General features: G+C 67.9%; 7 protein-coding genes. 5 read left to right on the forward strand and 2 right to left on the reverse strand.

Annotated features, from left to right (window positions below; translation table 11 throughout):
- The first annotated feature begins 293 nt into the window (after window positions 1-293).
- Window positions 294-2,267 (forward strand): HNH endonuclease signature motif containing protein, encoded by a 1,974-nt coding sequence (locus tag OSB52_RS13330; RefSeq protein WP_266062153.1) that lies wholly within the window; start codon window positions 294-296, stop codon window positions 2,265-2,267.
- A 10-nt stretch (window positions 2,268-2,277) separates the two neighbouring features.
- Here OSB52_RS13330 and OSB52_RS13335 read toward each other — a convergent pair whose 3' ends face one another.
- Window positions 2,278-3,942 (reverse strand): DUF885 domain-containing protein, encoded by a 1,665-nt coding sequence (locus OSB52_RS13335; RefSeq protein WP_266062155.1) that lies wholly within the window; start codon window positions 3,940-3,942, stop codon window positions 2,278-2,280.
- The gene (ypfJ, locus tag OSB52_RS13340; protein ID WP_235722097.1) at window positions 3,939-4,805 is read right to left on the reverse strand and encodes a KPN_02809 family neutral zinc metallopeptidase; all 867 of its coding nucleotides are present in this window, start codon (window positions 4,803-4,805) and stop codon (window positions 3,939-3,941) included. The genes OSB52_RS13335 and ypfJ overlap by 4 nt, the downstream gene beginning before the upstream one ends.
- A 163-nt stretch (window positions 4,806-4,968) precedes the next feature.
- Between ypfJ and aspS the strand changes: the two genes are divergently transcribed.
- The 4 genes from aspS (at window position 4,969) to OSB52_RS13360 (ending at window position 14,118) form a co-directional block, all read left to right on the forward strand.
- Window positions 4,969-6,810 carry an aspartate--tRNA ligase gene (gene aspS / locus OSB52_RS13345; protein ID WP_235722096.1) on the forward strand — a complete coding sequence of 614 codons (1,842 nt, stop codon included), beginning with the start codon at window positions 4,969-4,971 and terminating at the stop codon, window positions 6,808-6,810.
- Between the two features lie 122 nt (window positions 6,811-6,932).
- Complete coding sequence (locus OSB52_RS13350; RefSeq protein WP_235722095.1) at window positions 6,933-10,403, forward strand: transglutaminase family protein; 3,471 nt, start codon at window positions 6,933-6,935, stop codon at window positions 10,401-10,403.
- Between the two features lie 41 nt (window positions 10,404-10,444).
- Window positions 10,445-13,150, forward strand: a complete 2,706-nt coding sequence (locus OSB52_RS13355) for a circularly permuted type 2 ATP-grasp protein (protein WP_235722367.1) — start codon at window positions 10,445-10,447, stop codon at window positions 13,148-13,150.
- Window positions 13,150-14,118 carry a transglutaminase family protein gene (locus OSB52_RS13360; protein WP_235722094.1) on the forward strand — a complete coding sequence of 323 codons (969 nt, stop codon included), beginning with the start codon at window positions 13,150-13,152 and terminating at the stop codon, window positions 14,116-14,118. The genes OSB52_RS13355 and OSB52_RS13360 overlap by 1 nt, the downstream gene beginning before the upstream one ends.
- The last annotated feature ends 86 nt before the right edge of the window (window positions 14,119-14,204 follow it).

A 14,204-nucleotide genomic window follows, 5' to 3' on the forward strand; every position in this document is an offset into this window, starting at 1 on the left:
CGTGTTGGCAACGCCCGGACACCTTCGTATCCCCGCGTCACCCCTTCTCCCTGAGTAGCGTCCGAGCTTGCGAGGCCGCGTCACGAAGGGTGCTCCCACGCAACCACTCTCACGCACGAAAAGTTGTCACACCCCACCGCTATCCTGAACCCAACACCTCACCGAAAGATCCATCCACACCCCACTTGCAGCGCACCAAAGTTGTCGGACCCACCCGATAGTCTGATAGCAGTTCGAGTCCCCACCAACCCATCCCGACCTCAGAGACCCTCTTCGCCGGAAAGGAGCGTCTTGTGTTCACCTTCACCGACCGTGCTGCCGACGACGCTCTGCTGGCCTCCAGCAGTCTCGACGAATTGGCGCAGTACGGTCGCGACCTGTTGCGGCTGAGTAACCAAGCCCAAGCCCTGGCGATGCAGATCGCCCGTCAGATCGGGCAATCCACCTACAACGAGCGTCTCGCCGGGTACAACGATTTCGTTCCGAACCGAGTCCGCAACGCCGCCGACAAAGCCGCGAAAGGCGAAATCTCGCTGCAGTTGGGTATTTCTCGACGTCAAGCCGGCGAATGGGTCGGTCTCGATGAACTGCTCGACGAGCACCCCAAGATCCGTGATGCCTTCCGTGCCGGCGACCTGAGGCCCCACCGGCTGGGTGTGGCCATCCGCGGCGCCGCCACCGGCCCCACCGGCGACCTGCGAGCACGACTGGGCGAACTCGCCGACAACGCCGAAACCACCGACGAACCCGATACCGACGCCGACAGCAAGGATGTCGAGGAGGAACTCACCCTCGACCTCGACGACCCCGAGGCCGACCTCGGCGCCGACAGCGACGACGCCGGCACAGACGGTGAGGGCACCGACGACACTGATAACGCTGCGGCCGAGACCGACCCCGCCACCGCCGACGATCCCGATGATGATCCGTGGGATTTCGATGATGTGGTGCTCGATCTGGCCAGCCGACCCACCACCGACACGGCGCTGCGAGATGATCTCGACGCGATCATCATCAGTCTTGATCCTGATCGGGCGGCCCAGACGCGCGATGACATCGCCGACTTGTTTGGGGATGTGACGATCGGTGCCGAAGCGTTCGGGCACATGACCGTCGATGCCTGCATCCCCGCCGAACACGGCGTACACCTGCGTGACCGCATCAGCGCCTTGATCAGCCGACGGGTGTGTCGCCGTGATGGGCGCAGCATCAAAGCCCAACGCGTCGCCGCGTTCGCCGAGATCATCAAAGCACCCGGCGCGAAACTGCGTTGCCACTGCGGCGACGACACCTGCCCCGCCAAGCAGACTTGGACCAGTAACCGGGCGCAGGCCACGGATGCCACCCCGAGCGTCGGCGACAGCAGTTTCCGCGACTCGTCGGTCGACGCCAGCACGGCTGACGACGCCAGCGCATCCGGCCAGACCGCCGACGAACCCGAGACGGGTGGGCCTGACGCGGCAGAAGAACAGCCGATCACCCTCGCTGACCTCGACGCCGACACCGATGTCGACAGCCGCGACAGCGACTCGAACATCGACAACGACGACAACATCGGTGCGAGTATCCAATCCGGCACCGGAATCGACGCCGATGACACCGCTCAGAATGTCGAACCCTGCCCGAAACCGCGACGAGAGTCCATCACCGCACCACCCGCCGAGCACGACCTCGCCGACACCGACGCGGACGCCGAATCCAATCCCGACTCCGGCACCGACTCCGACCTCGTCGTGCCCGGCCTGACCCTGCTCCACGACCCCACCGGTCTCGACCCGACCCGCCTGATGGGCTACGGCGCCATCGACCCCGCCCACGCCGCTCGGATCGCACCACACGCCACCACCATCACCGCCCGCCCCAGTGAAACCCGTACCGCCAGCGGACTGATCATCTTCGGCAACCGCACACCAGCCCCACCGATCGACCTGACCGGGCACGGAGGTTTCGCCACCCCACCACCGGGGGCGCTGACCTACAGGCCGTCAGCCGCGTTGCGGGCGGAGATCATCCAACTGGACCGGCGCTGCCGTTATCCCTACTGCGGTCGCAGGTCTGAGGAGTGCGAACTCGACCACCTGCTCAAGTTCTGCCATGCCGACCCGGTGGCCGGTGGCTGGACCGTGGCCTTCAACCTCGCACCCCTGTGCCGGCCCGACCACGACCGCAAACATGACGGGCCGTGGATACCGACCATGCACACCGACCGCACCATCACCTGGCGCAACGCCCGCACCGGACAGGTCATCGTCACCTACCCCAGATGACAGCGGGAGCTCACCCCGACGCGAGTTCATCGGCCAGCACATCGAGGGAAACTCCGCCGAGGGCCAGTGCGCGAGTATGGAAATCCCTCAGCGTCCAGTCGCGGTGGGTGGCGAGCGCTGCGGTTCGGGTCTCTTCCCATACCCGCTGTCCGAGCGCATACGACGGCGCCTGACCGGGCCATCCCAGGTAGCGGTCCAGTTCGAAACGCAACACCGAACGGTCCATCGCCACCGAATCGGTGAGGAACTGCCAGGCCTTGGCTGCATCCCAGGTCCCGCCGCCCAGCGCAGCGGGGGCGCGGAGCCTGCAGTGCACACCGATGTCCACCACCACGCGTGCCGCTCGCAGACGTTGCGAGTCGAGCATGCCCATCCGATCGCCAGGATCGTCGAGCCATCCGAGTTCGGCCATCAGTCGCTCAGCGTAAAGAGCCCAACCCTCGCCGTGGCCCGAGGTGAACGAAGCCAGTTTCCGCCACGCGTTGAGATCGTCACTGACGATCGCAGCGCCGAGTTGCAGATGATGCCCCGGAACCCCCTCGTGGAAGACCGTAGTGGTCTCCTGCCATGTGTGGAACACCTCCTGCTCCGGCGGTACCGACCACCACATGCGCCCGGGGCGGGACAAATCTGCACTCGGCTGGGTGTAGTAGATGATTCCGGTCGACGAAGGCGCCAGGCGACACTCCAGCCGGGTCAACCGCGCCGGGATGTCGAAATGTGTTCCGGCCAGGCCCTCCACTGCGCGATCGGACAGCCCCTGCATCCACACGACGAATTCGTGGCGATCGTGAACTGCATAGCGCGGCAGCGTATCCAGATGGGCCATCGCCTCGGCGACCGATGCACCCGGTAACAGTTCGTGGGCGAGCGCCGCCTGCTCGGCGACGATCGCCGACAGTCGGTCGGTCGCCCACGCATACGCTTCGTCCGGGTCCACGTCGGCGCCGAGGTAGGCCGGGAGAAAACGCAGATATCGTTCGCGCCCAACCCCATCCACCGCGGTTGCCGACGGTGCGGCCTCCGCACGCAGCACCGCGATGAGGGCCCCGAACGCCACCCGCGCGTCACTCAACGCCACCTCGAGCGGACCCTGCAGGCGGGGGTCGGCGGCGAGCGGACCCGTGTTGGAGGCGATCGCGTCGGCTGCGGTGCTTGCCTGTGCCGCAACGAGTTCGACCTGCCTCTGGGCGAGCGGCGGGCTGTGAGCGATCCGATGACGCAGGCCGTCGATGATCGTGTCGACACACTCCGGCAGCGCGCGCAGACGCTCCAGGAAAACGTCGCGCTGCGTCGGCGTGTCGGCGGGCATGAGGTCGAAGATGTCGCGGACCGCCTGGAGTGGCGAAGCGATCACATTGCAGTCTCCGACACGTTCACCGGCTTCGGCGAGGGCGATCTCGCGGCGCAACGATGCACACATGGTGGCGACCGTGACCCGATCCACATCGTCCACGCAATGGGCCTCGGCCAGTGCGTGGACGGTCGCCCGCGCCGACGATGCGCGCGCGGCACAGGCGGCGGGGGAGAAGTCGGTCAACAGGTGATCGTGCCCGGCCACGCCGATCTCGGTGGCGAACAGCGGATCCTGGGCCGTCTGATCCGATAGGTACTGCTCGGCGATGCGATCGATCGCACTCGGTTCGCGTGGCATCGATCCGGCGGGCCCGGTCATAGGTCGTTGGTCGCGAAGGTGTCGCAGCGCCGCGGGTCACCGGAGTCGTAGCCGACGGTGAACCAACGGGCGCGTTGCTCGGACGAGCCGTGGGTCCAACCCTCGGGGTTGGAATTCGCGCCCTGGATGGTGTCGTCGCCGATCGCCTTCGCGGTCTGGATCACCGTGTCGATCTGTGTGGGGGTCAACGGCTCGAGCATCGCGTCCGGGCCGTTGTCGGCGTGATACGCCCACACCCCGGCGAGGCAATCGGCCTGCAGTTCCACGCGGACCGAACCGGAGCGCGGACCCTGCGACCCCATGCGGTTGCCCTGCTGGAGCACCCCGGTCAGATTCTCGATGTGATGGCCGTACTCGTGGGCAACCACATACTCCTGCGCGAGTGGCCCGTCGCTGCCGCCCATCTGTTCGAGCTGGGCGAAGAAGGAGGGATCGAAGTAGGCCGTCTGGTCGGCCGGGCAGTAGAACGGCCCGGTCGCCGACGTCGCCGGGCCGCAGCCGGTACTCACCGCACCGGTGAAGATCTTGGTGCTCGGCGGCGTGTAGCCCGGCATCAGGTCCGACCACACGGCGTCGAGACTGTTGGTGGTGGCGACGATGCGGCAGATGGTGTCCACGTTCGCCTTTTCGATGGTGCACGACTGGATGTGCTGGTTGATCTGCGCCACGTCCCGGTTGTCGGCGGTTCCACCGCCATACGACGAACCACCGGTGAGTGAACCGGGGTCGATTCCGAAGAACAGCGCGACGATGGTGATGATCAGACCGGCACCACCCCCGACGGCGATACGGCCCACACCGCCACCGCCACCACCACCGGAGACCGAGCCTGTGTCGAGTGGCCCGTCGCCCTGAAAAACCATCCCCGCTCCTCGCGTTCTGCGCCACGGCCCGACCGTCCCGCACCGTTGTCCGGTCCGGCAGGGTCGAGCATATTCGCCCACCTGCCCGGTTGCGGGTCGGTCCTGGTCACGACAGTAGGATGAGCCGAGATTCGCCTCGATCTCCATTGGGAAGGACTCCTGAGTGCTCCGCACGCATCTCGCCGGCTCGCTTCGTCGCGCCGACGCCTCGCAGACCGTCACCGTCGCCGGGTGGGTCGCGCGCCGCCGCGATCACGGTGGCGTGGTCTTCATCGATCTGCGCGACAGCTCCGGGCTGGTCCAGGTCGTCTTCCGCGACGAGGCGGTGGCAGAGGCCGCACACCGGTTGCGCGCAGAGTTCTGTGTCGCGGTCACCGGCGTCGTCGAGGTGCGCCCCGAGGGCAGCGAGAACCCGAACCTGCAGTCGGGCGAGATTGAGATCAATGCCGTCTCCCTCGAGGTCCTCAACGCCGCGGCGCCGTTGCCGTTTCAGCTCGACGAGAACCCGGGCGAGGAAGCGCGGCTGCACTATCGTTACCTCGACCTGCGCCGAGAGGGGCCGGCCCGCGCGCTGCGGCTGCGCTCCAAGGTGAACGCGGCCGCGCGTGGCGTACTCGCCGAGCACGACTTCGTCGAGGTGGAGACCCCGACCCTGACGCGATCGACGCCGGAGGGGGCGCGCGACTTCCTGGTGCCCGCCCGCCTACAGCCCGGCACGTTCTACGCCCTGCCGCAGAGCCCGCAGCTGTTCAAACAGCTGCTGATGGTCGCCGGGATGGAGCGCTACTACCAGATCGCCCGCTGCTATCGCGACGAGGATTTCCGTGCCGACCGGCAGCCCGAGTTCACCCAGCTCGACATCGAGATGAGCTTCGTCGATCAGGACGACGTGATCGCGCTGGCCGAAGACATCCTGCGCGCACTGTGGCAGCTGATCGGCGTCGAGATCACCTCGCCGATCCCACGGATCACCTACGCCGACGCGATGCGGCGGTTCGGCACCGACAAGCCCGACCTCCGGTTCGACATCGAACTCGTCGAGTGCACCGAGTACTTCAAGGACACGCCGTTCCGGGTGTTCCAGGCGCCCTACGTCGGCGCGGTGGTCATGCCCGGCGGCGCGTCGCAGCCACGCCGGCAGCTCGACGCCTGGCAGGAATGGGCCAAACAGCGTGGCGCCAAGGGACTGGCCTATGTCCTCGTGGGTGAGGACGGCGAACTGGGCGGCCCGGTCGCCAAGAACCTGTCCGACGCCGAACGCGCCGGGCTCGTCGAGCACGTGGGTGCGAAGCCAGGGGACTGTGTCTTCTTCGGCGCCGGCGCGGTCAAGTCGTCGCGCGCTCTGCTCGGTGCCGCCCGTGGTGAGATCGCCGATCGCCTCGGCCTGATCAAGGACGGCGACTGGGCGTTCACGTGGGTCGTCGACGCCCCACTGTTCGAACCGGCCGACGACGCGACGGCCTCCGGTGACGTCGCCGTCGGCTCCGGCGCCTGGACCGCCGTGCACCACGCGTTCACCGCCCCGAAGCCGGAATCGATCGAAGCTCTCGAATCCGACCCGGGTTCGGCGCTGGCCTACGCCTACGACATCGTGTGCAACGGCAACGAGATCGGCGGCGGTTCGATCCGTATCCATGAGCGTGACGTGCAGGAACGGGTGTTCGAGATCATGGGCATCGGCCACGACGAGGCGCAGGAGAAATTCGGCTTCCTCCTCGACGCCTTCGCCTACGGTGCGCCGCCGCATGGCGGCATCGCCTTTGGCTGGGACCGCATCACCGCGCTGCTGGCCGGGGAGAGTTCCATCCGCGAGGTCATCGCCTTCCCGAAGTCCGGTGGCGGCGTGGACCCGCTCACCGATGCACCGGCGGCGATCACTGCCCAGCAGCGCAAGGAGTCGGGAATCGACGCGAAGCCGATTCCGCGCAAACAGACCGGGACCGGCGACGGCCCTACGACCACCGAGTCGGCGGCTACCGCCGAACACACCACCGGCGAATCCTGACGTGGTCCACCGTCGGTCGATCCGGATATGTCATCCCGATCGGCCGACGGCGCTTCGGCTATGTCGGTGATGCCCACCGCAAACCCGGCATCGGATCGGTAATTGTGATGTGATTTCTGACCATGACGATCAAGGTGGCCCTCGAGCACCGCACGAGTTACGCATTCGATCGCCCGGTCAAGATCTTTCCGCATGTGGTGCGGCTGCGACCTGCGCCGCACTCGCGCACGCCGATCGAGGCGTACTCGCTCAATGTCGAACCGGCACAGCACTTCCTGAACTGGCAGCAAGATGCCTTCAGCAACTATCAGGCCCGGTTGGTGTTCCCGGAACCCTCGTCGGTGCTGTCGATCTCGGTGAGTCTGATCGCCGACCTCACCGCGATCAACCCGTTCGACTTCTTCATCGAGGACTGGGCCGAGAACTACGGTTTCGACTACCCCGAAGAGCTGCGCCACGATCTGGAGATCTTCTTGCGGCCCGTCGGCGTCAGCGAGGGGGAGTTCGTGGGTGCGCCGGTGCATCCGTCGGTCGCCGAATTCGCCGCGCGACACAAACCCACCGCCGAGATCCGGATCATCGACTTCCTGGTCGCGCTGAACCAGGCCGTCCAGCAGGCCGTCGGCTACACCGTCCGGCTCGAGGCCGGTGTCCAGACGCCCGAGCACACCCTGGCCAGTGGGATCGGATCCTGCCGTGATTCGGCGTGGCTGCTCGTCGCGATCCTGCGGGAACTGGGGCTTGCGGCGCGCTTCGTCTCCGGCTACCTGGTGCAGCTGACCTCCGACATCAAGTCGCTGGACGGCCCGTCGGGCCCCGACGCCGACTTCACCGACCTGCACGCCTGGACCGAGGTCTACCTGCCCGGCGCCGGCTGGGTGGGTATGGATCCCACCTCGGGCCTGTTCGCCGGCGAAGGCCACATCCCGCTCGCCGCCACCCCGAACCCGGGCGGTGCGGCACCGATCGCCGGTGCGACCGGTCCGTGTCACGCCACCCTCGACTTTTCCAACACGGTCACCCGATTCCACGAGGATCCCCGCGTCACGCTGCCCTACACCGCGTCGCAGTGGAAACGCGTGCAGGAACTCGGCGCCGACCTCGACCAGAAGATGGCGGACAACGATGTCCGGCTCACCATGGGCGGTGAGCCGACGTTCGTCTCCATCGACAATCAGACCGACCCCGAATGGAACACCGCCGCCGACGGCCCGCACAAGCGGGCGCTGGCCTCCGACCTCGCCGGGCGCCTCAAGGATGCCTACGCACCGACCGGGCTGGTGCAGCGCAGCCAGGGCAAGTGGTACCCCGGTGAACCGCTGCCGCGCTGGCAGATCGCGTTGCTGTGGCGCACCGACGGCCACCCCATCTGGCGTCGTCCCGAGTTACTGGCCGATCCGTGGCGCAATCGCGCCGCGGCGCAGGCCTCCATCGAAGTCGAGACCAGCGGCCCGGCGCCCGGCACGCGCGGTACCTCGGAGACCGCGCAGAAACTGCTGACCGCTTTTGCCGGCCGGCTCGGACTTCCGTTGTCGCAGGTGATGCCCGCATTCGAGGACCCGCTGGTGCGGATGCGGGAACTCGCCGCCCTCCCGCCCGGCGACCCCGGCGCCGATCCCACGCTGCGCACCGTCGTCACCTCCAAGCTCGCGGAGGCGGCGGTCGAGGCCGCCGACTCCGACGAGGACCTCGAACCACCGGCCGACACCACGCCGGCGCGGCGGGCACTGCTGGCCAAACTGGATGAAGCGGTGAATGCGCCGACGGCCTATGTGCTGCCGTTGAGCCGCTCCGAAGACGAGACCGCATGGCACAGTGCCCGCTGGACCACGCGCCGCGGACGGTTGGTGCTCACCCCGGGCACCTCCCCAGCAGGCCTGCGGTTGCCCCTGAACTCGTTGTCTTGGGGGCCCGCGCCGACCCTGTTCGAATCCGACCCGTCGGCCCGCCCCGACCCGCTGCCCGACGATCCCGCCGAAGCGTTGGGCGTGACGGTCCGCGAGATGGACCCCGCTGCCTTCGTGCCACGTAGCGCCGTGGTCGCCGAGATGCGTGGGGGAGTGCTGCACGTCTTCCTGCCGCCGACCGCCACGCTGGAGGAGTTCCTGGCCATCGTCGAGATGGTGGAGGAAGCCGCCACTGCCATCGACACCCCCGTGGTGGTCGAGGGGTACGGCCCGCCCACCGATGGTCGTCTCACCACGCTTACCGTGACCCCGGATCCGGGAGTCATCGAGGTCAACATCCAACCCACCAACAGCTTCGGAGAACAGTCCGAACTGCTGGAATCGCTATACGACCACGCGCGACGGGCCCGCCTCGGGACCGAGACCTTCGACCTGGACGGCAGTCACGGCGGCACCGGCGGAGGCAATCACATCACGCTGGGCGGGCCCACGCCCGCCGATTCCCCGATGCTGCGCCGACCGGATCTGTTGGTGTCGATGCTGACGTTCTGGCAGCGGCATCCGTCGCTGTCGTACCTGTTCTCCGGGCGGTTCGTCGGTACCACCTCACAGGCGCCCCGCGTCGACGAGGGGCGGGAGTCGTCGCTGTACGAACTCGAGATCGCGTTCGCCGAAATCGACCGACTCGCGGTGAAGGCAGCCGCCGGCGAAGGCGTCGACGCGCCCCCCAACCCGTGGGTGACCGATCGCGCGCTGCGACATCTGCTCACCGACATCACGGGCAACACCCACCGTGCGGAGTTCTGCATCGACAAGCTCTACAGTCCCGACTCGCCCCGCGGACGTCTGGGGCTGCTGGAGTTGCGGGCCTTCGAGATGCCGCCGCATCATCAGATGGCGATGGTGCAGTCGCTGCTGGTGCGCTCGCTGGTGTCCTGGTTCTGGGAACAGCCCTACCGCGGCCGACTGATCCGACACGGCGCCGACCTGCACGGCAAACACCTCCTCCCGCACTACGTCATCGCCGACATCGCCGCGGTCGCCGAGGAACTGCGCGAAGCCGGCTACGCATTCGATACGGCATGGCTCGATCCGTTCACCGAGTTCCGCTTCCCTCGGTTGGGGACTGTGCAGATCCGCGACCACGAGGTTGAACTGCGCGGCGCGATCGAGCCGTGGAACACCCTCGGCGAGGAGTCCACCGGTAGCGGCACCGCCCGCTACGTCGACTCGTCGATCGAGCGGGTGCAGGTACGGGTGCTCGGCGGCGACGACGACCGGTTCCTGCTCACGTGCAACGGTTACCCGATACCGCTGCGGCCCACCGGACGCACCGGCGAGCAGGTGGGCGGTATCCGCTTCCGCGCCTGGCAGCCGCCGAGCTCGCTGCATCCCACGATCACTGTTGACACCCCGCTGACCTTCGATCTGGTCGACACCGTCTCCGAACGATCCGTCGGTGGTGCCACCTACCACGTGGTGCACCCCGGCGGGCGGGCCTACGACCGTCCGCCGGTCAACGCCGTGGAAGCCGAATCACGACGCAACGGCCGCTTCGAGGCATCCGGCCACACGAGCGGTTCCGTCGACGTCGGGCTCCTGCGGGAGCGGCAGGCGCGCATCGCCACCGACACCGGGGTCCCGGCAATTCTGGATCTGCGTCGGGCACGTACAGTTCTCCGGTGACTGTTTCGTCGGACCACCCTGCCGGCGTCGGCCTGCCCGCGGTGTTCGACCGGTACCGTCCAGACGGTTCCGCCCTGTTCGACGTGGCACGACTCGCCGCGCCCACCGCATCACCGAGTGCGACGACTCCGTACGACGAGATGCTGGACACCGACGGTCGAGTGCGAACGGCGTGGACAGATCTGGTGGCCGGATACGGGCTGCGCGGAGACGCGCGACTGCGGTCCGCGGCCGGTCGGCTCGCCACCGCGATCGGCGACGAGGGTGTGGTCTACAACCAGGTCGTCGGTGGCGTCACGGTGGCGCGCGACTGGCAGGTCGACCCGGTACCACTGGTGGTCGACGGGGTCGACTGGTCCGATCTGGAAAAGGCGATCATCCAGCGATCGACAGTGCTCGACCTGTTGCTGCGCGACCTGTACCGCGACCAGAAGACCATCCGCTCGGGGCTGGTCCCACCCGAGATGGTGTTCGGCCACCCCGGCTACATCCGCAAGGCGGTACGCCTCGAACTGCCCGGTCCGCACGCGCTGTTCCTGCACGCGCTGGATCTGGGACGCGCCCCCGACGGCCGTTTCGAGGTCTTCGCCGACCGCACTCAGGCGCCGTCGGGCATCGGCTTCGCGATGATCGACCGTCGGCTGCTGTCGCGTACCTTCCCACAGCTGTTCCAGACGTGTGCACCTCGTCCGGTCACCAACTTCGCCGGCACCGTCCGGCTGGCCCTGTTCGACTACGCGCCACCCGGCGTCGATGACCCCACCGTGGCGGTGCTGAGTCCGGGCAGCATGTCCGAGACAGCCTATGACCAGGCATATCTGGCTGCGGTTCTGGGCTTCCCCCTCGTGGAGGGCAGCGACCTCACCGTGCGAGACGGGGTGGTCTACATGCGCTCGCTCGGCAAGTTCAAACGTGTCGACGTGCTGCTGCGGCGGATCGACGCGGAGTACGCCGACCCGCTGGACCTTCGCACCGACTCACGCCTGGGTGTCGCGGGCCTGGTGGAGGCCGTGTCGCGGGGCACGGTGACCGTGGTCAACACTCTCGGCAGCGGGGTGGTCGAGAATCCCGCCATCCACACGGTCCTGGACAGGCTGGCCCCGGTTCTCGTCGACGAGGAGCTCGCCTTACCGTCGGTGCCCACCTACTGGGCCGGCGATGACGTGCAGCGCGGAAAGATCCGTGCCGACCTCGACCACCTCGTGCTGACCAACTTCCGCACCGGCGAAGAGGTCGTGGCGCCGCTGGTCGACGCCGCGGCACGCGCCGAACTGGCCGCCCGCGTCGAGGTCGAGTCCTGGCAGTGGGTGGGACGGGAGCTGCGTTCCTATTCGGTGGCGCCGAGCATGACACCCGGCCGAAACGACGCGCCGGGTGCCGGTTCGGTACGGCCCGCGCCGGTCGGCATCCGAGCCTTCAGCGTCGCGCAGGGCCCCACCTACGCGGTGATGCCCGGTGGTCTCGGTGCCGTGTTGACCGATGGACCCGCGGGAGCTGCACAACGTACGATCGCCGCCAAGGACGTCTGGGTCACCAGCTCGGACATCGGCGGTCACGTGTCGCGGCGTTCGACCACCACGGCGACCGGGGCGGTCGACGAAGCGGTGTCGCGGGGCGCGGTGCGGCATGCCCGCGCACTCGAATACTCCGACGTCGCAGCGGCGGCCAGCCCACGCGTGCTGGCCGACCTGTTCTGGTTCGGTCGCTACGGTGAGCGCACCGAGGCCACCACCCGGCTGGCGAAAGTGGCCCGCGAGCGCTACCAGGAGGTGCAATACCGGCCCTGGATGAGCGGTACCGCGGCCGTGCCGCTGGTGCTGCATGCCGCCGCCACCGTGACCGGAACTGCCGCCTACCTGCGGACCGCCGAGCTCACCGCCGAGGCCGAGGACGGCACGCCGAGCCCGCAGCGGGTCGTCGACGCGATCGCGAAACTGACCGATCTCACCGTGGCGCGGGTCGTGCCGGGAACGATCGCGCACTCGGCAGAGCGGTTGGTGTCGACCGCCCGCGCGGTGCGCGACCAGATGTCGACGAGCACGTGGATGGTGCTGGCGCCGGTCGAACGCGCCATCGAGCAGCTCGCTGCCCAGGTCCGCGCGGCCCGCGAGACCGGCGGCACCGATGCGGGGCTCGACCTCGGTTCCGAACTGGGTCACACCCACGACGAGGTGCTCCACGGTGTGCTGGCCCTGGCCGGTCTGCAGGCCGACTCGATGGTGCACGACGCCGGGTGGCGGTATCTGGACATCGGCCGACGTATCGAACGAGCGGTCAACCTGGCCGAGTTGACCCGCGCCCTCTTCGTCGAACATCACGACCGGGAGGTCGAACAGACGCTGCTGGAGTCATTCCTGGTCGCCAACGAGTCGTCGGTCATCTACCGGCGCCGTAACCGCGGCCTCTACCAACTCGACGCCGTCGCCGAGCTGCTCTTCTTCGACGAGACCAACCCACGAGCGATGGTCTTCCAGTTCAACCGGCTCCAGGAGAACCTCGGCGCCCTGCCGGATGCGCTGCGATCCGCGGCCGCCGAACGCATCATCGAGGATCTCATCGCCGAATTGCGCCGCTCGGACCCGGACGATCTGGCCACCGTCGACACCGCAGGCCGACGGACCGACCTCGAGGAGTTGATGACCGCCATCGGTGCCGGGGTGCGCGAGCTGTCCGACGTGCTCAACCGGACCCGATTCGCACCGCCGCGCGAGGCGCAGCCCATCTGGGGCGGGGGAGGTGCGCTGTGATGAGCAGTCCCGAGCAGGGCCGGGCCGTCGAACCCGGTGCCACCCGCCGGTATCGGGTGATGCACCGAACCCGCTACACCTACGACGACGTCGTGTCGTCGTCGTACGGGCGGTGCTACCTCACGCCGCGCGACCTGCCCGGTCAGCGAGTGCTGGACGCCGAGGTGAGGATCGATCCGGAACCCGACGACTGGTCCACCGGGGTGGACGTGTACGGCAACAGTGACTCGTACTTCCATGTGCGCAGCAACCACGACGAGCTGACGGTGACCGCCACATCCGTCGTCGAGGTCGACCCACCCGACGCCACCGTGCTGTTGTCGGCGGCTGCGCTCGGACCGTGGGAGCTGGCGCGCCCGGCTGCTGCCGGGGTGGCCGGGGCGGCCGCCACCGAGTACGTCCTCGATCTGTACCCGCCGGAGATCACCGCTGCGGTCCGCGAGTACGCGGGCGACGTGTTCACTCCCGGTCGGCCGATGATCGAGGCGGTCACTGACCTCACCGGACGCATCTACCGTGACTTCGACTACAAGTCGGGATCGACGGCCATCAGCACCCGGGTCGACACCGTGATGCAGCGGCGGATGGGCGTCTGCCAGGACTTCGCGCGGGTCGCGATCGCATGCCTGCGTTCGGTCGGGCTCGCTGCACGCTACGAATCCGGCTACCTCGCGACCGACCCGCCACCGGGTCGCGAACGCATTTTCGGCGCCGATGCCAGCCACGCGTGGGCGGCCGTGTGGTTGCCCGATGACCACTGGGTGGCCTTCGATCCCACCAACGACAAACTCGTGGACGAGCGGCACGTCACCGTCGCGTGGGGGCGCGACTACGATGACGTACCGCCGCTACGGGGTGTGATCTACACCGAGTCGAAGAAGAGCCGGATCGACGTGTCGGTGGACGTGAGTCCCATCGAGAGCGCACCCGATGAGGTGCCCGAGACATCGATCGGCGTCACCGACTGATCCCGCGCTGGTCACGGGCTCGCGACGATGGTGGTCCGAACGTACGACATGTGCTGACGTGGAGTCTTAACGGCGCGACCCTTGTT

This window comes from Gordonia aquimaris, from assembly GCF_026262595.1.
Taxonomy (GTDB): Bacteria; Actinomycetota; Actinomycetes; order Mycobacteriales; family Mycobacteriaceae; genus Gordonia; species Gordonia tangerina.